The sequence below is a fragment of the Streptomyces spectabilis genome (assembly GCF_008704795.1).
GTDB lineage: Bacteria > Actinomycetota > Actinomycetes > Streptomycetales > Streptomycetaceae > Streptomyces > Streptomyces spectabilis.
The window spans coordinates 5,888,789-5,912,523 of record NZ_CP023690.1 but is presented as its reverse complement, the minus strand read 5'-3'; the positions used below and the strand labels follow the sequence as shown (position 1 = coordinate 5,912,523).

Genomic DNA, 23,735 nt, shown 5'->3' with positions numbered 1-23,735 from the left:
CGCCCGCCCTCACTGCGCGGGGCCCGTGCCCACGGCCTCCACCAGCTCCAGGTCGTACGTCAGCGGGCCGCTGCCGAGCATGATGTGCCGGGCCCGCGAGGCGTAGCCGGGGGCCGTGGCCGCGAGCAGGTACACGCCGGGCTCGGGCGCCGCGAGGACGTAGGAGCCGTCGGCCAGGGTCGAGACGCGGTCGAGCTGGCGGCCGCCCTTGGACAGCAGGGTCATGGTCACGGTGTGGATGGGCTCGCCGTCGGGCGTGATGATGAAGCCGTGCACGACGTGGGCGCCGGGCTCGCGCCCGCCGGGGACGTGGTCCTCGTCCTCGTCGGCCGCGTACGACACGCCGTACGGGTCGTAGGCGTCGTACACGTCGTACGGCTGGTACGGCTCGTACGGTGTGAGGTCGCCGTGGACCGTGAGCGGGTCCGCCGCCTCGCACGCGCCCTTGACCGCGCACTCCTCGGGCGACGCGCACGCGCCGCCCTGCGGCGCCGCGGCCGCCGGGCCGAGCGCGGCCGCGACCAGCGCCTCCAGGTCCTCGGGCGCCGGGGGCGCGGCGTCCTTGGGCTCGACGGCCAGCTGCGGCAGACGCCGGTCGAGCCAGGCGGGGAGCCACCAGTTGGCGCGGCCGAGCAGCTGCATGACGGCGGGTACGAGCGCGGTGCGCAGCACGAACGCGTCGAGCGCGACGGCCGCGGCGAGGCCGATGCCCGCCGTCGCGCCCTCCATGTCGCCGCTGAGGACGAACGCGGAGAACACGCAGATCATGATGAGGGCCGCGCAGTTGATGACCCGGCTGGTCTCCGCGAGGCCGACGCGCACCGCGCGGGCGTTGTCCCGGGTGTGCAGCCACTCCTCGTGCATGCGGCTGACCAGGAACACCTGGTAGTCCATCGACAGGCCGAACAGCAGCGACAGCATGACGACCGGCAGGAACGCCGTGATCGGGCCCTCCTTGGCGATGCCGAGCGTCTCCGCGCCCCAGCCCCACTGGAACACCGCCACGAGCACGCCGAAGGAGGCCGCCGCCGCGCACAGGTTCATCACGGCCGCCGTCAGCGGGACGACGAGGGAGCGGAAGGCGACGAGGAGCAGCAGGAAGCCGAGCGCGACGATGGTGCCCACGAAGTACGGCAGGCGGTCCGCCGTGGCCGTGGCGAAGTCCTTGAAGACCGCGGTCACGCCGCCGACGTGCGCGTCCGCACCCGCCCGCGGCAGCACGTCGTCGCGGAGCCGGTCGATGAGCCGGTCCGTCTCCTCGGACTGCGGCGAGGTGGTGGGCACGACCTGGATGACGGCGGTGCCGCCGTCGGCCGGGGGCGGCGCGGGGGCGACGTGCGCCACGCCCTTCGTCGCCCGGATGCGCTCCGCGAGGGCCTCGGTGGCGGCCGGGTCCGCCTTCTCCACGACCACTTGGAGGGGTCCGTTGAAGCCAGGGCCGAAGCCCTCGGCGAGCAGGTCGTAGGCCCCCCGGGTGGTGGTGGACTCCTGGTGGTTGCCCTGGTCGGTGGCGCCCAGGCGCAGCGAGAGGAGCGGCAGCGACAGGGCCGCCATGACGGCGACGGCAAGCAGCGCGACGCTGCGCGGGCGCCGCTGCACCGCCCCGGCCCAGCGGGCCGCGAGCCCGGTCGGCTCCTCGGGCTCCGGGCCCGTGTCCGCGAGCCGGCGCCGCTGGCGGCGGCTGAGCACGCGCGGGCCGAGCACGCCGAGCAGCGCGGGCAGCAGCGTGACGGCGGCGAGCACGCTCAGGACGACGGTGAGGGACGCGGCGATGACCACGCCGTCCAGGAAGCGCATGTTCATCACGAGCATCCCGGCGAGCGCGACGCACACGGTGCCGCCCGCGAACAGCACGGCCCGGCCGGAGGTGTCGAGCGCCCGCGCGGCCGACTCCTCGGGGCCGAGGCCGCGCAGGATGCCCCTGCGGTGCCGGGTGACGATGAACAGCGCGTAGTCGATCCCGACGCCGAGCCCGATCAACGTGCCGAGCAGCGGCGCCACTTCGGGCACCGCCGTGACATGGCTGAGCAGCATCGTGGCGAGCAGCCCGGTGCCGACGGCGAACAGGGCGGTGAGGATCGGCAGGAGCATCGCGAACAGCGAGCCGAAGGCGAGGAAGAGCACCACGGCGGCGGCCGCGACGCCGACGGCCTCCGCGGTGCCCGCGGGCGGCTCCTGGACGCGGGCGATCGCCTGGCCGCCGAGTTCGACCCGGAGCCCGGCGCGCTCGGCGCCGCGCGCGGTGTCCACGACGTCCTGGACGAGGCTCTTGGAGACATCGTTGGCCTGCTCGGTGAAGGTGATCCGCGCGTACGCGATGTGCCCGTCGCGGCTGACCCGCGCGGCGGCCTCGGGGCCCGGAGCGTAGGGGGACGCCACCTCGCCGATGCCCTTCATCCCGGCGATCTCGGCGAGCACGGGCTCGATCCGCGCGCGCACGGCGGCGTCCCGCGCCGACCCCCGCGCGGTCTTCCACACCACGGTGTCCGTGTCGCCGCTGCGCTGCGGGAACGCCTTCTCCATCAGCTCGCCGGCGCGCTTGGAGTCCGTGTCGGGGGCGGAGAAGACGTTCACGTAGTCGGTGCCCGCGGAGCCGCCGGCGGCCCCCAGGCCGACCAGCGCCGTCAGCCACAGCACCAGGACCACCACCCGGTGCCGGTAGCACCAGCGCGCCAATGCCGCCACGATGTACGCCCCTTCGTCTTCGCCCGGGATGGTTCCGTCCGGGATGGTTCGTCCGGTCCTCCGCGCGGAGGACCCCCAGCATCGGCGGCCCGGAGGACCGGGCGCGCGGCAAAGGTCGTGATTCTCAACCAACTCCAAACCACGGGCCCGCCCCCGGTACAACGAGCGCCCCGATACTGGGGACATGAGCCACGCCGAGGGACCCCGGGGAACACCTGTCGCAGAGGCCGCTCCCGAAGCGGGCGGCGCCACCGTGCTCGTGGTGGAGGACGAGCCGAGCATCGCCGACGTCCTCAGCCTCACCCTGCGCTTCCACCGCTTCGACGTGATGACGGCGGGCACCGTCCGCGAGGCCCTCGCCCTCGCCGAGCGCACCCGCCCGGACTGCGCGCTCCTCGACGTGATGCTGCCGGACGGCGACGGCCGGGCGCTCGGGCGCGAACTGCGGGCGTGCAGGCCCGATCTGGCGCTCGTGTTCCTCACCGCCCGGGACGCGCCCGCCGAGGTCGTCGGCGCCCTCGGCTTCGCCGACGACTACATCACCAAGCCGTTCCACATCGACGAGGTCGTCGCCCGCATCGGCGCGGTGCTCCGCCGCACCCGGCCCGGTGACGTGCTGCCGCAGCGGCCGCCGCTGCGCTACGGCGACCTGGAGCTGGACGAGACGACGTATCTGGTGCGCAGGGGCGGCCGCGAGGTCCAGCTCACGCCCACCGAGTACGCCCTGCTGCGGTTCCTCGTCCGCAACGCGGGCCGGGTGGTGCCCAAGGAGCAACTCCTGCGCCACGTCTGGCACATCGAGCACGCGGCGGAGTCGACGGTCGTCGAGACGTACATCAGCTATCTGCGGCGCAAGCTCGACCAGGTGGGGCCACCGCTGATCACCACCCGGCGCGGCGTGGGGTACGGACTGGCATGAGGAAGCGGGCCCGCACCGGCCCGCGGCGGCTCTTCGGGAACTCGCTGCGCGCCAAGCTCACGCTGGTGAACGTCGTCCTGCTCGCCCTCGGCATCACGGCCGCGACCGCCGTGAGCATCATGGGCATGAAGCACTATTTGCTCAACAGCATCGACTCCGAACTGAGGAGCTCGCGCACCGCGTTCCGCAGCATGCCCATCACCCTCGACCACCTGAAGAAGATCAGCAGCTTCCGGAAGTCGCTCATCGAGGTGCCGCCGCAGGACCGGGAGGCAGGCCGGCTGCCCCCGTCGTCGTCGCTGTTCGTCGCGGTCGACCGCTACGGCTCGCCCGTCAGCTTCGGGTACGTCGGCGCGACGCGGCTGCAGCTCCAGCTCGCCGAGGCCGCCGGTGACGCCCACCGGTTCGCGACCCGCTCCGCGCCGAGCGACGTGCGGCTCGCGGGCGACTCGTACCGCGCCATCGGCGTGCGCATCGCCGACGGCACGGTCCTCGTCATCGCCACCTCCACGGAGGACGTGCACGCGAGCGTGCGCAAGGCGCTCCGGCTCGACCTGGCCTTCGGCGTGCTGCTGCTAGCGCTGCTCGCCGTCCTGACGATGATCTCCGCGTCCCGGCGGCTTCGGCCCCTGGAGGACATGGTCGAGACGGCGTCCGCGATCGCCGAGGGCGACCTGAAGCGGCGGGTGCCGTGCAGCAGGACCGAGGTGATGGAGACCGAGCAGCTGCGGCTCGCGCTCAACTCCATGCTCCAGCAGGTCGAGGCGGCCTTCGCGACCCGCGAGCGGACCGCGGCCCAGCTGCGGCAGTTCGTCGCGGACGCCTCGCACGAGCTGCGCACCCCGCTGTCCGCGATCCGCGGCTACCTCCAGCTGTACGACAACGGCATGCTGACCACGCCGGAGGACCGCTCCCGCGCCTGGTGCCGCGTCAACTCCGAGACCGACCGCATGAACCACCTCGTGGAGGAGCTGCTCACCCTGGCCCGTCTGGACCAGCAGCCCGAACTCCGCCTCCGTCCCGTCGACCTGAGCCGTCTGGTGCGGGACGCGGCCGACGACCTGCGCGCCCAGGACCCGGGCCGTCCGCTCACGGTGCGCGCGGACGGCGCGATCCTCGTCCGCGCGGACGAGCAGGGCCTGCGCAAGGTCCTCGCCAACCTGCTCGCCAACGTCCGCGCCCACACCCCCGCCGGGACCCCGGTGCGGCTCGGCCTGGAGCGGCGGGGCGGCGTGGTGTGCCTGACCGTGGCCGACGAGGGCCCCGGGCTCGGCGAGGAGGACGCGGCCCGGGTCTTCGACCGCTTCTTCCGGGCGGGCCGCAGCGCGGGCAGCGGGCTCGGCATGGCGATCGTGCACGGCGTGGTGGCGGCCCACGCCGGTCGCGTCCAGGTCCGCACGGCGCCCGGTAAGGGCCTGACGGTGGTGGTCAGTCTCCCGCGCGTGCCGTCGGCGCCGGCCGCGCCCCCGGATCCGCAGGCACCGCCCCGGCAACCGCCGCCCCTGGAGCCGGCCGGCCGGCTCACGCCTGGCGCGAAGCCAGCTCCACCACCGTGATGTCGGACGGCGCCCCCACGCGCACGGGCGGGCCCCACGCCCCGGCGCCGCGCGTCACGTACAGCTGTGTGTCGCCGTAGCGCTCCAGGCCCGCGAGCGTGGGGTTGGCGAGGTCGGCGACGAAGTTGTTGGGCCAGAGCTGGCCGCCGTGGGTGTGGCCGGAGAGCTGGAGGTCGACGCCGTGCTCGACGGCGTCGTGGATGACCACCGGCTGGTGGGCGAGCAGCACGGAGGCGCGCGTGCGGTCCCGGTCCCCGAGCGCCTTCACGAAGTCGGGACCCTGGCCCTCGTCCTCGCCCTGTACGTCGTTGACTCCGGCGAGGTCGAAGTACGGCAGCTCGGTGCGGGCGTTCTCCAGGGGGCGCAGGCCGAGCGAGCGGACGTGGTCCACCCACTGCTCGGCGCCGGAGAAGTACTCGTGATTGCCTGTGACGAAGAAGCTCCCATGGCGGGCGCGCAGGTCCGCGAGGGGGCGGGCGGCGCCCGCGAGGTCCTCGACGTCGCCGTCCACCAGGTCCCCGACGATCGCGATGAGATCGGCCTGGGTGGAGTTGACGGTGTCCACGACGCGCCGGGCGAAGCCCTCGCCGAGCACCGGGCCCAGGTGGATGTCGCTCACCACGGCGATGCGGAAGCCGTGCGCCGCGCGCGGCAGCTTGGCCAGGGGGACGGTGATCCTCTTCACGCGGGGGCCGCGGAGCACGCCGTAGGTGCCGTATCCGACGGTCGCCGCCGCCACGGTGGCTGCGCCCGCGGCTACTGTTCTGGCCACGAAGAGGCGGCGGGGCAGGTCCCCGCTGCCCTCGGTCGGCTGGGGCTGCGCCCTTTTCCCCGCCTCGTCGGCGCTTCGCGCCTCGTCCTCAAGCGCCGGACGGGCTCGATCCGCCCAACGTCTCAGGAGCGGGCGTACCAGCTCTCCCGCCAGCAGGGCCAAGAGCAAGTACAGCGCGAACGCCATCCACAGGAAGCCCGGCCACGCCAGGATCTGCTGGAGCAGGAACGGGGCCCCCGCCCGCTCCGCCGCGAGCGCTCCGAACATCAGGGAGGGGCCCGCGAGGTACGCCACCGTGCCCAGGCGTCTGCCCCAGGAACCCTTGATCGTGGTGTCGCGCACCGTGCGCCGCCACACGTACCAGAGCAGGCCGCCGAAGACGGCGGCCGCGCCGAGGGCGACGAGGACGACTCCGAGGACGCCCACGGCTATGAGGTTCGGCGCAGTGCGCGCACCCCACGCAACCCGATGGTCCCGACCACCGTCCCCAAGACAAAGGAGACAACGGCGAGCGTCAGGTGCACCCAGAAGTACGCCGTGGGACGGCCGTCGTCGAAGGCGAGTCCGCTGCCGTCCTTCCACAGGTTCTTGACGAAAGTGATCCAGATGACCCAGCTCCACGCGCCGAAGGCGAGCAGGAACCAGGAGACGGGGCGGCTGAGCTTCATACGCTCAGTATCGCCAGGCGCCCTGACCGACCGCCTTCGGGGTGGGGGCCGCCGGACGGGGCGGACCTCGGCGGAAAGGGGTGCCGCCACGCCCTGTACGTTCTCGTCCGTGCCTGCCGTGAAGAAGACCGCCCTGCTCATCGCCACCGCGACCCTGCTGTCCCTGACGACGGCCGCGCCCGCGCTCGCCGACGGCAAGCCGGGCGGCGACAAGGACAAACAGCCGAAGCCGCCCGCGCAGATGTCCACGGTCGGCGGCGCCCGCCTCGGCAAGCCGGGCACCCAGGCGGATCTCCAGGCGGGCGCGCCGGTGCTGCCCAAGGACCTGTCGGCCCGCTCCTGGATCGTCTCGGACGCGGAGTCCGGCGAGGTGCTCGCCGCGCACAACCCGCACTGGCGCCTGGCCCCGGCGAGCACCCTGAAGATGCTGTTCGCGGACACGGTCCTGCCGAAGTTCCCGAAGACCCAGAAGCACAAGGTCGCGCTGACCGACATGCAGGGCATCGGCGCGGGCAGCAGCCTGGTCGGCATCAAGGAGAACGAGACGTACTCGGTCCACGACCTGTGGCTGGGCGTCTTCCTGCGCTCCGGCAACGACGCGGTGCACGTCCTGTCCGCGATGAACGGCGGCGTGCCGCAGACCGTGAAGGACATGCAGAAGCACGCCGAGGACCTCCAGGCCCTCGACACCAACGTCGTCACGCCCGACGGCTACGACGAGAAGGGCCAGGTGTCGTCCGCGTACGACCTGAGCCTGTTCGCCCGCTCCGGGCTGCAGAAGAAGGACTTCCGCGAGTACTGCGCGACGGCCACCGCGGAGTTCCCCGGGGCGACGGTCAAGGTCAAGAAGGGCAAGGACAAGGGCAAGACGAAGCGCGAGCCCTTCGGGATCCAGAACACCAACCGCCTGCTCACCGGGGCCGACGGCGTCGAGGCGTACAAGGGCATCGCGGGCGTCAAGAACGGCTCGACGACCAACGCGGGCAACACCTTCACGGGTGTCGCCGAGCGCGACGGCAAGGTGCTGCTCGTCACCGTCATGAACCCCTCGTCGGGCGAGCCGCACGCCGTCTACAAGGAGACGGCCCGGCTGCTCGACTGGGGTTTCGCGGCACACGACAAGGTGAAGCCGGTCGGTGAGCTGGTCGCGCCGAAGGGTGCCCACACGGGCGCGGGCAAGGGCGCCCCCGACGGCGGCTCGGGCTCGAAGAACGTGGCGCACGCCTCGGGCGAGAAGTCCAGCGGCATGGGCATCGCGCTCGGCATCGCGGCCGGAGTGCTCGCCCTGGTCGCGGGCGGCCTCTTCCTGCTCAACCGTCGCTGGCCGCTGCGCCGGGGCTGACGGCCTCCTCGTCCCGCCGGACCGTACGTTCCTCCGCCTGCTCCCCCGTGCGTTCCTTCCTCGGCGTCGCCGTCCAGGCGGCGCAGAAGAGGAGCAGCTTCGCGGTGAAGTTGATCCACAGCAGCAGCGCGACGGGCACGCCGAAGGCGCCGTACATGCTCTTCGCGGCGACGCCCTTCATATAGCCGCCCAGCAGCACCTTCAGGAGCTCGAACCCGGCCGCGCCGATCAGCGCGGCGACGATCAGCGCGCGCCGGGGCGGCTGGACGCCGGGCAGCAGCGTGAGGACGTACAGCAGGAGCAGGAAGTCGGCGAGGACGGCGATCGCGAACGCGACGAGCTGGAGCAGCACGCCGCCGGGGCCGTCCTTGTCGACGCCGAGCTGGTCGGCGGTCCAGCCGACGGCGGTGGAGGCGACGGCCGAGGCGATCAGCGATGCGAGCCCGGCGCAGCCGAGCCCGGCGAGCACACCCAGGTCCTTGAGCTTGCGCAGGAACGGGTTCTCGTCGGTGTCGTCGAGCAGCCAGACCGCCCGCAGGCACTCCCTTATCGAGCCGACCCAGCCGACGCCGGTGAAGAGCAGCAGGGCGCCCGCGACGAGTCCGACGGTGCCCGCGTTGGCGACCAGGGCGTCCAGGTCGAGCTGGTCGGAGATGCCCGGGACCTGCTCGGAGATCTTGTCCTCGATCTTCTGCGTCTGCTTGGCGGAGAGGGTGGCCGCCGCGATCGCCGCCGCGACCGTGATCAGCGGGAAGAGCGCGACGAAGCTGATGAAGGTCATGGCGGCGGCGAGCCGGGCCCAGTGGACCTCGTCGAGGCGTTCGTAGGAGCGCCACGCGTGCGTGCGCGTCAGCCGTTCGACGTACGGTCCGATGCCCGGCAGCTTCTTCAGCCAGTCCATGTCGCCTGCCCCGTTCCTGGTGCGGTCTGTGCGGCCTGCGGGGTCCTCGGGTCCGGTGTGGTGCCCGTGTCCTGCGTGTCCCGTGCGGCCTGTGAGCGGAATACCAACGTCCGGGTACCCCAAAACCGCAGGACAGTGGCCAGTGCCATGCCGATTCCCGCACCGGATACGGTGTCCGCCCGCCGCGAGGTGAACCCCAGCGCGTAGTGGGAGACGGCGATGCACAGGAGCTGGACGAGGGCGCCCGCGACGTTGACGGCGCAGAAGACGGCGTACTGGCGAAGCCGAGAGGCCCCGGCGTCGGCCCGGCGGTAGGTGCCGAGCGCGTTGCCCGCGTACGCGACCGTGCACCCGGCGACGAACGACAGGGCCTTCGCGGTCAGCGGGTCGAGCCCGGCGGGCCCGCGCAGCCACAGGAACAGGCCGAGGTCGGCGGCGTACGCGCAGACCCCGGCGGCGGCGAAGCCGAGCAGCTCGCGCGCCGCGGGTCGCACGCGCCTCACCAGTCCGCGACCGCGAGCCCGTACATGGCGAGCCAGCCGAGCCCGATCAGGGCGAGCGCGCGGTCGCGCAGGACGACGTCCTCGGGCTCGCCCGCCGTGCCGCGGTCGGCGAAGACGGCGTACCGCAGGATCGCCAGGATGAAGGCGACCATCGACAGCTGCCGCCACGGCAGCACGCCGGTGCCCGTGGTGCCGCCGCTCTCCAGGGCCCACAGGCAGTACGCGAGCACGGCGACGCCCGCCGCGAGCTGCCAGACGAACCGCAGGTAGCCGGTGGTGTACTCGGTGAGGAGCGCCCGGGTGGCGCCCGCCCTGTCCGCCATCTGCACGGCCTCGGAGTACCGCTTGGCGGAGACCATGAAGAGCGCGCCGAAGCCCGTCGTGATCAGGAACCAGCGCGACAGCGGAATGCCGAGGGCGACCCCGCCGATCATCGCCCGCATCAGGAATCCGGTGGTGACGACGGCGAGGTCGACGACGAGCACGTGCTTGAGGCTGACGCAGTACGCGAGTTGCATCACCACGTACGCGGCGAGCAGACAGGCCGTGAGCGGGGTGCACAGCGCGGCGGCCGCGAGCGGCGCGGCCACGGCCAGCAGTCCGCCCGTGGCGTAGGCGACGGGGACGGGCACGAGCCCGGCCGCGACGGGGCGGCGGCACTTGGTGGGGTGGGCGCGGTCGGCGTCGGCGTCGCGGGCGTCGTTGATCAGGTAGACGGCTGCCGCGGCGGCCGTGAACAGGACGAAGACCAGCGCGAGTTGGCTCAGCGCGTGCCGTGAGAACAGCTCGCCCGCGGCCGCCGGGGCGGCGATGACCAGGACGTTCTTGATCCACTGCCGGGGTCTCGCGGTCTTCAGGAGCCCGAGCGGCAGGCTTCCCGGGCCCGGCCTCGGGGGCTGCGGGGAGCGGGGCGGGACGAGCAGGGCGGTGCTGCGGTCAGCCATCGTGACGGACTCCGTTCGGGCGCGGTGCGCGGGTCCCGCGCAGCCAGGGGCCGCCCGCGTACGCGGTGGCCGCGCCGAGGGCCGCGCCCACCGCCACGTCGGAGGGGTAGTGCACGCCGACGACCAGGCGCGAGACGCACATCGCGGCGGCGAGCGGCGCGAGCAGGCGGGTCCCGGCGGGCCGCAGCGCGCCGTACGCCACGGCGGCCGCGGCCGCCGACGTGGCGTGCGAGCTGGGGAAGGAGTGCCGCCCCGCGGTCCGTACGAGCGGGGTGACGTGCGTCGGCCGCGGGCGGCGGACGAGCCGCTTCACGCCCATGCTGGCCAGGTGCGCGGCGGCGGTCAGCGCGGTGCCGCGCAGCCACGCGGCGCGCCGCTCGCGGTCGAGCGCGGCGCCGGTGAGCCCCACGGCGAGCCACAGCGCGCCGTGCTCACCGCTGTGGGACAGGGCGCGGGCGGCGGCCGCCACGCGCGGATCGCTCCCGCGGGCACGCAGGGCCGAGAGCAGCCGGTGGTCCATGTCGTCCATACGGACAGGCAACACCCCACGAATTGCGGGATTGTTGGGTGACACTCTTTTAATCGCCCATTCCGGTGAGACTAAGGACGATTTAGAGAGATCAGTACCTCATAGGGAGCAAGCGGTGGATATCAGGGCGATACGGTCACGCCATGTCTGCCGTTCCTCCTGCGCCGACTCCGCCCGCCGTGCCCCTGTCCGGCTGGGGCCGTACCGCGCCCACGGCCGCCCGCCTGGTGCGCCCCCGATCCCGCGAGGAGGCCGTGGACGCGCTGCGCGCCTGCGCGGGGCGCGGCGGCATCGCGCGCGGGCTCGGTCGCGCCTACGGGGACGCCGCGCAGAACGCGGGCGGCGCCGTGCTCGACATGACGGGCCTGGACCGGGTGCACACCATCGACGCCGACACCGGCACCGTCGTGTGCGACGCGGGCGTGTCGCTGCACCATCTGATGGAAGTCCTGCTGCCGCTCGGCTGGTTCGTGCCGGTGACGCCCGGCACCCGCTACGTGACGGTCGGCGGCGCGATCGGCGCCGACATCCACGGCAAGAACCACCACGTCTCGGGCTCGTTCTCCCGCCACGTACGCTCCTTCGACCTGCTCACGGCCGACGGCTCGGTCCGCACGGTGAAGTCCGGCGGCAAGCTCTTCAACGCCACGGCGGGCGGCATGGGCCTGACCGGCGTCATCCTCAAGGCGAAGCTGCGCTGCCTGCCGGTGGGCACGTCCTTCATGTCGGTGGACACCGAACGGGCTTCGGACCTGGACGACTTGATGGCCCGCCTCACCGCCACCGACCACCGCTACCGCTACTCCGTGGCGTGGATCGACCTCCTCGCGCGCGGCGCCGCGACGGGCCGCGCCGTCCTCACCCGCGGCGACCACGCCCCCCTGGACGCCCTGCCCGACCGCGCCCGCAGGGCCCCGCTCGACTTCCGCCCGCGCCGGCTCCCGGCCGCCCCCGCCTTCCTGCCCGAGGGCCTCCTCCACCGCACGACCGTCGGCCTCTTCAACGAGCTCTGGTACCGCAGGGCGCCGCGCTCGCGCACGGGCGAGCTCCAGCGCGTCTCGTCCTTCTTCCACCCGCTGGACGGCGTCCCCCACTGGAACCGCGTGTACGGCAGGGGCGGCTTCGTCCAGTACCAGTTCGTCGTCGGGTACGGCCAGGAGGAGGCGCTGCGGCGGATCGTGCGGCGCATCACCGAGCACCGCTGCCCGTCCTTCCTCGCCGTCCTCAAGCGCTTCGGCGACGCCGACCCGGGCTGGCTCTCCTTCCCCCTGCCGGGCTGGACCCTGGCCCTGGACATTCCCGCGCACCTGCCCGGCCTCGCGCGGCTCCTGGACGGCCTGGACGAGGAGGTCGCCGCCGCCGGGGGCCGCGTCTACCTGGCCAAGGACTCCCGGATGCGCCCCGAGGTGCTGAGCGCGATGTATCCCCAGCTGCCCGCCTTCCGCGCCCTGCGCGCGGAACTGGACCCGGACGCGGTCTTCCGCTCGGACCTCTCGCGCCGCCTGGGTCTCTAGCTCTACGGGGCTCGGCGTTTGAGGACGAGGCGCGAAGCGCCGATAAAGCGGGGCACGGGGGCGGAGCCCCCTGCCCCCGCACCGCACCCCTGGAGAGCCATGAAAGACGCCTTCGGCACCCCCCAGTCCCTCCTTGTCCTCGGCGGCACCTCGGAGATCGCCCAGGCCACGGCCCACCGCCTGGTGACCCGCCGCACCCGCGACATCTGGCTTGCGGGCCGCCCGTCGCCCACCCTGGAGCGCTCCGCGCAGGCCCTGCGCGACCGGGGCGCCGACACCAGGACCGTCCCCTTCGACGCCCTGGACCCCGAATCCCACGAGACCGCCCTCGGCAAGGTCTTCGCCGAGGGCGACGTCGACATGGTCCTCATGGCCTTCGGCACGCTCGGCGACCAGGCCCGCGACGAGGCCGACCCCGTGGCCGCGACCCGCGTGGCCCAGACGAACTACACCGGCGCGGTCTCCGCGGGCCTGGTCTGCGCCCGCGCCCTCCAGGCCCAGGGCCACGGCTCGCTCGTCGTGCTCTCCTCCGTCGCGGCCGAACGCGCCCGCCGCTCGAACTTCATCTACGGCTCCAGCAAGGCGGGTCTCGACGCCTTCGCCCAGGGCCTGGGTGACGCGTTGCACGGCACCGGCGTGCACGTGATGGTCGTGCGCCCCGGCTTCGTACGGTCGAGGATGACGGCGGGCCTGGAGGAGGCACCGCTGGCCACGACGCCGCAGGCCGTGGCCGTGGCCATCGAGGCGGGCCTGCGCCGCCGCGCGGAGACGGTGTGGGTCCCCGGAAGGCTGCGCCTGGTGATGTCGGCCCTGCGGCACGTGCCGCGGCCGCTGTTCCGCCGCCTCCCGGTGTGAGCGCGGCGCGCCCGCGGGCTCCTCAGCGCGCGGGCAGGGTGTCCCGGGCCGCCGCCTGCGGCGGCACCGTGGACCCGCCGAAGGCGAACTCGCGCAGCTTGCGCCACACCCCGTCCGCCCCCTGCTCGTAGAGCGCGAAGCCGGTGCAGGGCCACTCGGCCTCGTAGTCGGCGAGCTCCTCGTACGCCCGGTCCATGGCCTCGTCGGCGATGCCGTGGGCGACGGTGACGTGCGGGTGGTACGGGAACTGCAGTTCGCGCGCGAGCGGCCCCGACGTGGCGCGGACCCGCTCCTGGAGCCAGGAGCAGGCGGAGCCGCCCTCGACGACCTGGACGAAGACGACGGGCGAGAGCGGCCGGAACGTGCCGGTGCCGGAGAGCCGCATCGGGAACGGCCTGCCCGCCGCGGCCACCGACACGAGGTGGTTCTCGACGGCGGGCACCGCGGCGGCGGCCACCTCGGTCGGCGGCAACAGCGTGACGTGCGTGGGGATGCCGTGCGCGGCGGGGTCACCGAAGCCCGCACGCAGCTCCTGGAGCAGGCTGCCGTGTGGCTCCGGGACCGCGATCGACACACCGATCGTTACGGTCCCCACGTCGTACTCCTGTCGTCGTGTGATGGGCAGGGGGGTGCCGCCGTGCCGTGGTACGGCGGCTGTGCTGCTCGGCCTGTGCTCGGGTGGAGCTCAGTGCTTGGCGGGCAGGAAGCCCACCTTGTCGTACGCCTGGGCGAGGGTCTCCGCCGCGACGGCGCGCGCCTTCTCCGCGCCCTTGGCCAGGATCGAGTCGAGCGTCTCCGGGTCGTCCAGGAACTCCTGGGTGCGGTCCCGGAAGGGGGTCACGAACTCGACCATGGCCTCCGCGAGGTCGGTCTTCAGCGCACCGTAGCCCTTGCCGACGTACTTCTGCTCAAGTTCCGCGATACCGGTGCCGGTGAGCGTGGAGTAAATGGTGAGCAGGTTGCTGACGCCCGGCTTCTTCTCCGCGTCGTACCTGATCTCGGAGTCGGTGTCGGTGACCGCGCTCTTGACCTTCTTCGCGGTGGCCTTCGGCTCGTCGAGGAGGTTGATCAGACCCTTCGGGGTGGACGCCGACTTACTCATCTTGATCGCCGGGTCCTGGAGGTCGTAGATCTTCGCCGTCTCCTTCAGGATGTACGGCTTGGGGACCGTGAAGGTCGCGCCGAAGCGGCCGTTGAAGCGGTCGGCCAGGTCGCGGGTCAGCTCGATGTGCTGGCGCTGGTCCTCGCCGACCGGGACCTCGTGGGCCTGGTAGAGCAGGATGTCCGCGACCTGGAGGACCGGGTACGTGAAGAGGCCGACGGAGGCCCGGTCCGCGCCCTGCTTGGCCGACTTGTCCTTGAACTGCGTCATCCGGGAGGCCTCGCCGAAGCCCGTCAGGCAGTTCATGACCCAGGCGAGCTGGGCGTGCTCGGGCACGTGGCTCTGCACGAACAGGGTGCAGCGCTCCGGGTCGAGACCGGCGGCGAGCAGCTGGGCGGCGGCGAGCCGGGTGTTCGCGCGGAGCTGGGCCGGGTCCTGCGGGACCGTGATCGCGTGCAGGTCCACGACCATGTAGAACGCGTCGTGGGACTCCTGGAGGGCCACCCACTGGCGCACCGCGCCCAGGTAGTTGCCGAGGTGGAACGAGCCTGCGGTGGGCTGGATCCCGGAGAGCACACGGGGTCGGTCACCGGCGGCGGGGCGGGGACTTTCAGAGGCCATGTTCAGCATTCTCTCAGGTGCCGCCCGTTGGTCGGGAACTGGCCGGGAACAGCCGGGAGCAGTCGGGAACGGGCCGCGACGGGTGGGAACGGGCCGCGACGGGTGGGAACCGATGCGGGCCGGGCGGTGTACCAAAGATGTGAGTGCACGGGGGAAGGCTCCGGGGCGGGCGCCGGAGAGGGCTCCGGGGCGGGCGCTGGAGGGGGACGGCATCGGCGTCGACGAGGCGGCGGTCATCGCGCGCGTGCGCGCCGGAGAGGCGGAGGCGTACGCCGAGCTGGTGCGCGCCTTCACCGGCATGGCGCTCCGGGCCGCGGCCGCGCTCGGCGCGGGCGCCGACGCCGAGGACGTGGTGCAGCAGTCCTTCTTCAAGGCGTACTGCGCCCTGGGGCGGTTCCGGGACGGCTCGGCGTTCAAGCCGTGGCTGCTCTCGATCGTGGCCAATGAGACGAGGAACACAGTGCGTTCGGCGGCGCGGCGCCGCTCGGTGACGGTCCGCGAGGCCGCGCTCACCGAGCCGGAGCCGCTGATACCGGAATCGGCGAACCCGGCGGTCGCGGCCCTGGACCGCGAGCGCCGGGCCGCGCTCCTCTCCGCCCTCGACCGCCTCGGCGAGCACCACCGCCTGGTCGTCACCTACCGCTATCTCCTCGACATGGACGAGGAGGAGACGGCCCAGGCCCTGGGCTGGCCGCGCGGCACGGTCAAGTCCCGGCTGAGCAGAGCGCTGCGCAAGCTGGAGCGGCTGTTGCCGGAGGGATCGGCCGAGCGGGAGGGGGGTGAGGGGCGTGGCTGAGCCGGAGCGGGAGCGCCCCGGCGGGGAGCTGCCCGACGAGCTGCGGGCGCTGGGGCGGGCGCTCGACCGGCCGGAGAGCGGCGAGACGATGGTCGAGCGGGTCCTGGCGCAGATCGCCGCCGAGGGCGCCCTCGTGCGGCGCCCCGGCCCCCGGGACCGGCTCCGCGAGTCCGCGCGGCGCCTGCGCCGGGCCCTGCGGGCACGTCGGCGGGCCCTCGCCGCGTCGGTGTGCGGCCTGCTCGCGGTCCTCGCGCTGACGCCTCCGGTGCGGGCCGCCGTCGTCGACTGGTTCGACTTCGGCGGCGTCGAGGTGCGGTACGACCCGTCGCCGCCGCCGCGCTCCGGCGGCCCGCCCGGCTGCTCGGGGCCTTCGGTGTCCTTGGCGCGGGCCGCCCGCGACGCGGGGCTGCGGCCCGTGGTGCCGCGGGCGCTCGGCGCGCCGGACGGGGTGACGGTGACGCGCGCCCCGCGCGACCGCTCGCTGATCACCCTGTGCTGGCGCGCGGAGGGCGGGGGCACGGTCCGCCTGGACGAGTTCCCCGCCCCCCTCGACCCGGGCTTCAGCAAGCTGATCAAGGGCGACCCCGAGTGGGTCGACCTGGGCGGCGGTGCCCCCGCCCTGTGGTTCGCGCGCCCGCACCGCCTGGAGTTCTGGCTGCGGGAGGCATCCGGCGAGCGGTGGTTCCGCACGGTGCGGGCGGCCGGTCCGACGCTCCTGTGGACCGACGGCCGGCTGACGCTGCGCCTTGAGGGGGTGCCGTCGAAGCGGCGGGCGATGGAGGTGGCGAAATCGGCCGGGCCGGATGGGAACGCGCCGCGGTCGGCCGGTGTACCAGAAGTGAAGTGCGACGGCGGCGCGGAGGGTCCGCGCCCACCAGTCACAGGGGGCCGGACATGCGCATCCGAAGGAGCACGGCGAGGCGACTGACGACGACGGGGGCGCTGCTGGTCATGGCGCTGTTCCTGGGCACACCCAGCGCGTCGGCGGGCGGCCCGACCAGCGTGATCGTCACCTCCCCGGAAAGCACGGAGACGGCATCGCTGTATTACGCCGACGAGGAGTACGACCGCCTGGAGAGCCTCCTGGGCCACCTGGGCAAGGACACCGAGGGCACCCGTGAGCGCCCGCCGGGCCTGGGCGTGGGGGCGGGCCGCCAGATCAATGTCACCTGGCTGGTCCACGACGTGCGCCCCTGGCGGGTGGACCGGGTGTATCCGGGCGGGAAGGGCCCGGTCTGGATCCACACCTCCACGGACGTGGAGTCCATGACCGGCACGTGGCACAAGGCGGCCCGCCCCGGCGCCCTGCGCGCCCTCCTCAAGTCCCTTCACGTCCTGGGCAAGCAGTCGGACGACGGCTCTGCGGGCATCTCCCCGTCCACGCCCTACCGAGCCGGGACCACCCCCACGGCGAAGCCCGCCCCGGACACGGGCTGGGGCTGGCCCTGGGTGATACCCGGCGCGGGGGCGGGAGCCCTCGCGGGAGCGGCGGCGACGCTCTACTACCAACGCCGCGCGTCACTCGCCTGAGGCAGACCTGACTTGCTGTGGGCAATCGTCCCGCAGGGCGGGACGGGTGGGCACAGCCCCGGGCGCCGAGCAACTATTAACGAGGGCGTGCCCCCAGCACAGCGCCCCGCACCGGGGGAACGGGGGTCACCCCGTGGCCAGCCCGGGCGCGGGGTAAGCGGACAGCAGGTCCGCGACCTCACTGCGGACCTTACGCAGGGCGTGCTCGTCCTCGTCGTGCGCCGCCCGCACACCCCGGTCGATCCAGTCGGCCACCGTCTCCATATGGGCGGTGCCGAGCCCCCGGGACGTGAGGGAGGGCGTCCCGATCCGCACCCCGGAGGGGTCGAAGGGCTTCCGGGTGTCGAACGGCACGGTGTTGTAGTTGACGACGATCCCGGCCCGGTCGAGGGCCTTCGCCGCGACCTTGCCCGGCACGTCCTTGGGCGTGAGGTCCATCAGGATCAGATGGTTGTCCGTACCGCCGGAGACGAGGTCGAAGCCACGGGCGAGCAGCGCATCGGCGAGGGCCTTGGCGTTGGCGACGACGGCGTGGGCGTAGTCGCGGAAGGAGGGCTGTGCGGCTTCGTGCAGGGCGACGGCGATCGCGGCGGTGGTCTGGTTGTGGGGCCCGCCCTGGAGCCCGGGGAAGACGGCCTTGTCGATGGCCTTGGCGTGCTCCTCGCGGGCGAGCAGCATCGCCCCGCGCGGCCCGCGCAGGGTCTTGTGGGTGGTCGTGGAGACCACGTCGGCGTACGGGACGGGCGAGGGGTGGGCGCCGCCCGCGACGAGCCCGGCGATGTGCGCGATGTCGGCGACGAGCACGGCCCCGGCCTCGCGGGCGATCTCGGCGAAGGCGGCGAAGTCGATGGTGCGGGGCAGCGCGGTGCCGCCGCAGAAGATCAGCTTGGGCCGTTCCTTGAGGGCGAGTTCGCGGACGGCGTCGAGGTCGATCAGGCCGGTGTCCTCACGGACGCCGTACTGCACGCCGCGGAACCAGCGGCCGGTGGCGGAGACGCCCCAGCCGTGGGTGAGGTGGCCGCCCATCGGCAGGGCCATGCCCATGACGGTGTCGCCGGGCTCGGCGAAGGCGAGGTAGACGGCGAGGTTGGCTGGGGAGCCGGAGTAGGGCTGGACGTTGGCGTGGTCGGTGCCGAAGACGGCCTTGGCGCGGGCGACGGCGAGGCGCTCGACCTGGTCGATGTTCTGCTGGCCCTCGTAGTAGCGGCGGCCGGGGTAGCCCTCGCTGTACTTGTTCTGCAGGACGGTGCCGGAGGCTTCGAGGACGGCGGCGGAGACGTAGTTCTCGCTGGGGATGAGGCGGAGGGTGTCGGCCTGGAGCTGCTCCTCGGCGGTGACGAGGGCGGCCAGCTCGGGGTCGGCGGCGCTGAGCGCCGGGTGCTGCGGCGCGGGCGAGGAAGGGGAAGGAGAAGAGTGGCTCATGGCGTCCTCCGGGGCGAGCGGTGATGGTGTCCGGTCGTTGTCCCGGGGTGCCCAGGCGTTCGGCACCTCGAAGGTTCTGCCTCGCACGGCTTCCTCAGGGTCGATTCCCTGTGCGCCAGTCGCCGCGCTGTGGAAACCAGAGTAACGGTCAGGCCACCGTGTCAGGGTTCGCTCCCGGAGCGAGCGACGATAGGTATTGGGCCACGAACCCGCCCCGTCCCCTACGACACGCGAGAACCTCCTTGCGCCGTTAGTAGCCGTAGGAATCGCACAACGACGTGCGAACGTGAGAAACGGAGACCCCGTGACCGCTACGGAAGACCTCATCGCCTCGGCCGAAGCGCACAGCGCGCACAATTACCACCCCCTGCCCGTCGTCGTCGCGTCGGCGGAGGGCGCGTGGATGACGGACGTCGAGGGCCGCCGGTACCTCGACATGCTCGCCGGCTACTCCGCGCTCAACTTCGGCCACGGCAACGAACGCCTCATCGAGGCCGCCAAGGAACAGCTGGGGCGGGTGACGCTGACGTCACGCGCGTTCCACCACGACCGTTTCGCGGAGTTCTGCGCACGGCTCGCCCGGCTGTGCGGCAAGGAGATGGTGCTGCCGATGAACACGGGCGCGGAGGCCGTGGAGACGGCGGTGAAGACCGCCCGGAAGTGGGGCTACCGCGTCAAGGGCGTGCCCGAGGGCCGGGCCCGCATCGTGGTGGCGGCGAACAACTTCCACGGCCGTACGACGACCATCGTCAGCTTCTCCACGGACCCCGAGGCCCGGGCGGACTACGGCCCGTACACGCCGGGCTTCGACATCGTGCCGTTCGGTGATCTGGGGGCGCTCCGGGACGCCGTCACGGAGGACACGGTGGCGGTGCTCATCGAGCCGGTCCAGGGTGAGGCCGGGGTGCTGGTGCCGCCGCCCGGCTATCTGCCGGGGGTGCGGGAGTTGACGCGCGAGCGCGGGGTCCTTTTCGTCGCGGACGAGATCCAGTCGGGGCTCGGCCGGACGGGGCGGACGTTCGCGTGCGAGCACGAGGACGTGGTGCCGGACGTGTATCTGCTGGGCAAGGCGCTGGGCGGCGGCGTGGTGCCGGTGTCGGCGGTGGTGGCGGACGCGGACGTGCTCGGGGTGTTCCGGCCGGGTGAGCACGGCTCGACGTTCGGCGGCAATCCGCTGGCGTGCGCGGTGGCCCTGGAGGTCGTCGCGATGCTGGAGACGGGCGAGTTCCAGCAGCGGGCGACGGAGCTGGGCGAGCATCTGCACGCGGAGCTGGGCCTGCTCGCGGGCTCCGGGAAGGTCGTGGAGGTGCGCGGGCGCGGCCTGTGGGCGGGCGTCGACATCGACCCGTCGCACGGCACGGGCCGGGAGATCTCCGAGAAGCTGATGGAGCGCGGTGTCCTGGTGAAGGACACCCACGGCTCGACGATCCGGATCGCTCCCCCGCTGGTGATCAGCAAGGAGGACCTGGACTGGGGCCTCGACCAGCTCCGGGCGGTGCTCGGCTAGCCGCCCGCGGTGCCGGGGGGCGCGGCTGCCGCCCCCCGTGCGCGGGCCGCGTCGAAAGCGGTCGTGAAGGCGGTGTCGAAGGCCTCGGCGCCGAGGCCGGTGCGGCCGCGGGCCGTGGCGCGGTCGACGTCGGCGCGCTCGGCCCCTGGCAGCGGGGCGCCCTCGGCGGCGCGGAGCGCGGCGGCCCGGCCGAGGAGGGCGGCGGCTTCCGCGTGGGTGCCCGCGAGGGCGTGGGCGCCCGCGAGGCCTTCGAGGGCGAGGGCGACGGCGCGGTTGTCACCGGTGTCGCGGGCGGCGTCGAGGCCTTCGCGGTGGAGGTGGGCGGCGCGGGCGGCGTCGCCCCGCTGTTCGGCGACGTAGCCGAGTTGGGCGAGGATCAGCGCGGCGCCGGAGGAGATGCCGAAGCGGCGGTTGAAGTCGAGCCAGGGCAGCAGGAGGCGTTCGGCGGTGTCCAGGTCGCCGCGGCGGCGGGCGCCGAGGGCGAGGCCGGTCTCGGCGAACTGCTGGGCGGGCCGGTGGGACTGCCGGGCGGCGAGCCGGGCGGCGCGTTCGTGGTGGTCGGTGGCGCGGGTGTCGTCGCCGGTGAGCAGGGCGAGGCGGCCGAGCCGGGAGAGGCGGAAGGAGACCTCGGTCCAGAGTTCGAGTTCCTCGGCGCCCCGGACGCCGTCGTGCTGGAGGCGGGCGGCCCCGGCGTAGTCGGCGGTGATCTCGGCGAGCACGCCGAGCTGTTCGGAGGACTGCAACTGTCCCCAGCGGTCGCCCAATTGGCCGAAGAGGCCGGCGGCGAGGGTGGCGTCGCGGCGCAGGACCGCGAGGTCGCCGGCGTACAGGGCGCGGGTGGCACGGGTGCTGAGCGTGGCGGCCTCGCCCCAGCGGTCGCCCGCCGCGCGGAACTCGGCGAGGAGCGCGTCGACGCGCCGCCCCTCCTCGGGGGTGCGGTCGAAGCCGCAGCGGGCGAAGGCGAGCAGCCAGCCGGAGCGGGCGTCGGCGCCGTCGGTGCCGGTGCCGGTGCCGGTGCCGGTGTCGTCAGTGTCGTGGACGCACGCGGAGCCGTGGGCGCACGTGCTCTCCCCGGCGAGGAGCGAGAAGGCGCCGCGGGCCGCGGCGGCGGAGGCCCGCGCGGGCCCGTGCGCGGCGGGCAGGCTCAGGGCGACGGCGAGGGAGCGGATGGCTTCGGTGAGGCGGCCGCGCAGATACCAGTACCAGGTCAGGGCGTTGACGAGGCGGAGCGCCAGCGGGGTGTCGGCCTCGGCGGCGGCCCAGTCGAGGGCGGCGCGCAGGTTCACGGTCTCGGCGTCGAGGCGGCGCAGCCAGTGCCGCTGGTCGGGGCCGTGCAGGGCGGGCGCGGCGCGTTCGGCGAGGTCGGTGTAGTGGTGGGCGTGGTGCCGTGCCACATCCTTCGACTCGCCTGCCTCCGCGAGGCGTTCGAGGCTGTACGCGGCGACGGATTCGAGGAGGCGGTGACGGACGGGGCCGCCGCCGTCGGGGCCGGTCCCTGCGGTCGCCAGGAGGGAGCGGTCGAGGAGCCGGGCGACGAGGTCGAGCACGGGGTCACCCCCGGCCTCGTCCTCCCCCAGGACGGCCTCCGCGCTCTCCAGGGTGAAGCCCCCGCGGAAGACGGCCAGTTGGCGCAGGGCGCGGCGCTCCGGCGCGGACAGCAGCTCCCAGCTCCAGTCGATCATCGCGCGCAGGGTGCGCTGCCGGGCCGGGGCGTCGCGGCGCACCTGGTTGAGGAGGCGGAAGCGGTCGTGCAGCCGGTCGGCGAGGGCGTGCACACCGAGGGCGCGGACGCGGGTCGCGGCGAGTTCGACGGCGAGGGGGATGCCGTCGAGACGGCGGCAGATGAGGGCGGCGGCCTCGCGGTTGTCGTCGCTCAGGACGAAGCCGGGCGCGGTGGCCGCGGCCCGCTCGGCGAACAGCCGCACCGCCTCGTCCTCGCCGAGCGGTACGACGGCCTCCAGGGTCTCGCCGCTGAGGGCGAGGGGTTCCTGGCTGGTGGTGAGGACGTGCAGGTGTGGGGCGCGGCGGAGGAGGTGGGCGACGAGGTCGGCGGCGGTGTCGAGGACGTGTTCGCAGTTATCGAGAAGCAGCAGCGCGCGACGGGCGGCGAGGGCCCGGGTGAGATGCGCCTGCCGGGGATTCCCCGGGCCCGCGCCGTCCTGAGGGCCCGGCGCCGGGCCGCCCGCCGGTGCCGGGCCGCCCGCCGGTGCCGCCGCGGGCTCGTCCTCGAATGCCTGGCGGGCGGCCTCGTCCTCGCGGACCCCCACTGCCGACGCCACGGCCTCCAGGACCCCGTCCGCCGTCGTTCCGGCCAGTTCGACAAGCCAGATGCCGTCGGGGAAGTCGTCCATGAGGTCGGCTGCGGCCTCCAGGGCGAGGCGGGTCTTGCCGACGCCGCCGGGCCCGGTGAGGGTCACCAGGCGTTCGCGGCGCACCAGTTCGCGGACGCGCGTCACGGCGTCGGCTCGACCGACGAGCCGGGTGGTGGCGGCGGGGAGGTTGGTGCGCGGGGGTGCCGCGGCGGGAGCTGCCGCCGCGGCGGTGGGCGGGGGCGCGAGGCCGGGGTCCTGGCGCAGGATCGCCTCGTGCAGGGCGGCGAGTTCAGGGCCGGGGTCGGTGCCGAGTTCGTCGGCGAGGCGGGTGCGCAGGTCCTGGTAGGCGGCCAGGGCCTCGCTGGGGCGGCCCGCGCGGTAGAGGGCGCGCATGTGGGCCGCGCGCAACCGCTCGCGCAACGGTTCGCGGGCCACCAGGTCCGTGAGGTCGTCGGCCAGCAGGGCGTGTTCGCCGAGGGCCAGGCGGGCTTCCGCCAGGGTCTCCTGGGCGGTGAGGCGCTGCTCCTCCAGGCGCGCGGCGACGGCACGGGCGAAGTCCGCGTCGGGGAAGTCGGCGTAGGCGGGGCCGCGCCAGAGGGCCAGGGCGCCGGTCAGGAGTGACGCCTGCTCGGCGGGGCCGGTGTCCGTGCGGTACGCCCGCGCCGTCAGGGTCTCGAAGCGGGCCGCGTCCGTGGCGCCCTCGGCCAGGGCGAGGCGGTAGCCCGCGGGGCCGTACGCCACGGTGTCGCGGCCGATGGCCCGGCGGAGCTGGGAGACCTTGGTCTGGAGGGAGTTGGCGGGGTTGGCCGGGAGCTTCCCGGCGCCCCACAGGTCCTCCACGAGGGTGTCCGCCGGGACGGGGTGCCCTGTGCGGGCGAGCAGGGCGGCGAGGAGGGTCCGCACCTTCGGTTCCGGCACCGGTATGAGGGCGCCGTCGTCGGTACGCACCGCCAGGGGGCCAAGCACCTCGAATCGCATGCGGTCACGTTACGTGGCCCTTGCCGGGCTGGTCAGCGGGGTGATCGGCGCTCCGCGCCTCGTCCTCAAACGCCGGACGGGCTGATTGGTGCCCGCACAGGCCGGATCTCGTCTGCGGGCCCGCACCGGAGGTCCTTCAGCCCGTCCGGCGTTTGAGGACAAGCGCGTTAGCGCGGTTCTGGAGCCGGGCCGAAGGTCGAGGTGAGGACGCAGCGCGACGGGGGCGGGTGGGTGGGGGTGAGCCCGGCGTGGGGAGGGGCCCGTGCGTGGGGCGTCAGT

20 protein-coding genes and 1 riboswitch are annotated in these 23,735 nt (G+C 73.8%); of the genes, 9 read left to right on the top strand and 11 right to left on the bottom strand.

Annotated elements, in window-relative coordinates:
- Nucleotides 1-9 precede the first annotated feature (9 nt).
- A complete protein-coding gene (locus tag CP982_RS26080) occupies nt 10-2,676 on the bottom strand; it encodes an MMPL family transporter (RefSeq protein ID WP_229878578.1) in 2,667 nt (888 codons plus the stop codon).
- 262 nt (nt 2,677-2,938) lie between these two features.
- On the opposite strand from CP982_RS26080, the gene CP982_RS26075 reads away from it, so the two are divergent.
- Both CP982_RS26075 and CP982_RS26070 read left to right on the top strand, forming a co-directional pair.
- Nucleotides 2,939-3,604, top strand: coding sequence for a response regulator transcription factor (locus CP982_RS26075; protein WP_229878580.1), 666 nt, complete (start codon nt 2,939-2,941; stop codon nt 3,602-3,604).
- Nucleotides 3,601-5,160: a sensor histidine kinase gene (locus CP982_RS26070; protein WP_150512708.1), complete on the top strand. Its 1,560-nt coding sequence runs from the start codon at nt 3,601-3,603 to the stop codon at nt 5,158-5,160. Before CP982_RS26075 ends, CP982_RS26070 begins: the two co-directional genes overlap by 4 nt.
- Here CP982_RS26070 and CP982_RS26065 read toward each other — a convergent pair.
- Nucleotides 5,126-6,358 carry a metallophosphoesterase gene (locus CP982_RS26065; protein WP_150512707.1) on the bottom strand — a complete coding sequence of 411 codons (1,233 nt, stop codon included), beginning with the start codon at nt 6,356-6,358 and terminating at the stop codon, nt 5,126-5,128. The genes CP982_RS26070 and CP982_RS26065 overlap by 35 nt on opposite strands.
- 2 nt (nt 6,359-6,360) lie before the next feature.
- Nucleotides 6,361-6,600: an SCO4848 family membrane protein gene (locus CP982_RS42625; protein WP_030668762.1), complete on the bottom strand. Its 240-nt coding sequence runs from the start codon at nt 6,598-6,600 to the stop codon at nt 6,361-6,363.
- Nucleotides 6,601-6,709: 109 nt separating this feature from the next.
- Between CP982_RS42625 and CP982_RS26055 the strand changes: the two genes are divergently transcribed.
- A complete protein-coding gene (locus tag CP982_RS26055; protein ID WP_342355632.1) occupies nt 6,710-7,942 on the top strand; it encodes a D-alanyl-D-alanine carboxypeptidase family protein in 1,233 nt (410 codons plus the stop codon).
- Here the strand turns inward: CP982_RS26055 and CP982_RS26050 are convergent.
- Genes CP982_RS26050 through CP982_RS26035 form a run of 4 tightly spaced genes read right to left on the bottom strand, consistent with a single transcriptional unit; the run spans nt 7,911 to nt 10,819 of the window.
- Nucleotides 7,911-8,843: a YihY/virulence factor BrkB family protein gene (locus tag CP982_RS26050; protein ID WP_150512705.1), complete on the bottom strand. Its 933-nt coding sequence runs from the start codon at nt 8,841-8,843 to the stop codon at nt 7,911-7,913. The two genes, CP982_RS26055 and CP982_RS26050, sit on opposite strands and share 32 nt — an antisense overlap.
- Complete coding sequence (locus tag CP982_RS26045; protein WP_170316493.1) at nt 8,831-9,346, bottom strand: GtrA family protein; 516 nt, start codon at nt 9,344-9,346, stop codon at nt 8,831-8,833. The genes CP982_RS26050 and CP982_RS26045 overlap by 13 nt, the downstream gene beginning before the upstream one ends.
- Nucleotides 9,343-10,290: a decaprenyl-phosphate phosphoribosyltransferase gene (locus CP982_RS26040; RefSeq protein ID WP_150512703.1), complete on the bottom strand. Its 948-nt coding sequence runs from the start codon at nt 10,288-10,290 to the stop codon at nt 9,343-9,345. The genes CP982_RS26045 and CP982_RS26040 overlap by 4 nt, the downstream gene beginning before the upstream one ends.
- Nucleotides 10,283-10,819: a phosphatase PAP2 family protein gene (locus tag CP982_RS26035; protein ID WP_150512702.1), complete on the bottom strand. Its 537-nt coding sequence runs from the start codon at nt 10,817-10,819 to the stop codon at nt 10,283-10,285. Before CP982_RS26035 ends, CP982_RS26040 begins: the two co-directional genes overlap by 8 nt.
- Before the next feature lie 143 nt (nt 10,820-10,962).
- Here CP982_RS26035 and dprE1 point away from each other — a divergent pair, with 143 nt between their 5' ends.
- Both dprE1 and dprE2 read left to right on the top strand, forming a co-directional pair.
- Nucleotides 10,963-12,333, top strand: a complete 1,371-nt coding sequence (gene dprE1, locus CP982_RS26030; protein WP_150512701.1) for a decaprenylphosphoryl-beta-D-ribose oxidase — start codon at nt 10,963-10,965, stop codon at nt 12,331-12,333.
- 99 nt (nt 12,334-12,432) lie between these two features.
- A complete protein-coding gene (gene dprE2 / locus CP982_RS26025; protein WP_150512700.1) occupies nt 12,433-13,188 on the top strand; it encodes a decaprenylphospho-beta-D-erythro-pentofuranosid-2-ulose 2-reductase in 756 nt (251 codons plus the stop codon).
- A 22-nt stretch (nt 13,189-13,210) separates the two neighbouring features.
- Here the strand turns inward: dprE2 and CP982_RS26020 are convergent, their stop codons facing one another.
- Both CP982_RS26020 and trpS read right to left on the bottom strand, forming a co-directional pair.
- A complete protein-coding gene (locus CP982_RS26020) occupies nt 13,211-13,783 on the bottom strand; it encodes a 2'-5' RNA ligase family protein (protein ID WP_150512699.1) in 573 nt (190 codons plus the stop codon).
- Nucleotides 13,784-13,873: 90 nt separating this feature from the next.
- Nucleotides 13,874-14,920, bottom strand: a complete 1,047-nt coding sequence (gene trpS, locus CP982_RS26015; protein WP_150512698.1) for a tryptophan--tRNA ligase — start codon at nt 14,918-14,920, stop codon at nt 13,874-13,876.
- A 130-nt stretch (nt 14,921-15,050) separates the two neighbouring features.
- On the opposite strand from trpS, the gene CP982_RS26010 reads away from it, so the two are divergent.
- The 3 genes from CP982_RS26010 to CP982_RS26000 are packed head-to-tail and all read left to right on the top strand — an operon-like array spanning nt 15,051 to nt 17,237.
- Nucleotides 15,051-15,707, top strand: coding sequence for an RNA polymerase sigma factor (locus CP982_RS26010; protein ID WP_229878537.1), 657 nt, complete (start codon nt 15,051-15,053; stop codon nt 15,705-15,707).
- Nucleotides 15,700-16,635 (top strand): hypothetical protein, encoded by a 936-nt coding sequence (locus tag CP982_RS26005; RefSeq protein ID WP_229878539.1) that lies wholly within the window; start codon nt 15,700-15,702, stop codon nt 16,633-16,635. The genes CP982_RS26010 and CP982_RS26005 overlap by 8 nt, the downstream gene beginning before the upstream one ends.
- Complete coding sequence (locus CP982_RS26000) at nt 16,602-17,237, top strand: hypothetical protein (protein ID WP_150512696.1); 636 nt, start codon at nt 16,602-16,604, stop codon at nt 17,235-17,237. The genes CP982_RS26005 and CP982_RS26000 overlap by 34 nt, the downstream gene beginning before the upstream one ends.
- 126 nt (nt 17,238-17,363) lie before the next feature.
- On the opposite strand, the gene CP982_RS25995 is transcribed toward CP982_RS26000, so the two are convergent.
- Nucleotides 17,364-18,659 carry a serine hydroxymethyltransferase gene (locus CP982_RS25995; RefSeq protein ID WP_150515707.1) on the bottom strand — a complete coding sequence of 432 codons (1,296 nt, stop codon included), beginning with the start codon at nt 18,657-18,659 and terminating at the stop codon, nt 17,364-17,366.
- A 42-nt stretch (nt 18,660-18,701) separates the two neighbouring features.
- Nucleotides 18,702-18,792, bottom strand: a riboswitch (ZMP/ZTP riboswitch).
- Nucleotides 18,793-18,963: 171 nt separating this feature from the next.
- Here CP982_RS25995 and rocD point away from each other — a divergent pair.
- Nucleotides 18,964-20,166: an ornithine--oxo-acid transaminase gene (gene rocD, locus CP982_RS25990; RefSeq protein ID WP_150512695.1), complete on the top strand. Its 1,203-nt coding sequence runs from the start codon at nt 18,964-18,966 to the stop codon at nt 20,164-20,166.
- Here the strand turns inward: rocD and CP982_RS25985 are convergent.
- Nucleotides 20,163-23,456 (bottom strand): AfsR/SARP family transcriptional regulator, encoded by a 3,294-nt coding sequence (locus tag CP982_RS25985; protein WP_150512694.1) that lies wholly within the window; start codon nt 23,454-23,456, stop codon nt 20,163-20,165. The genes rocD and CP982_RS25985 overlap by 4 nt on opposite strands.
- Nucleotides 23,457-23,735: the final 279 nt, after the last annotated feature.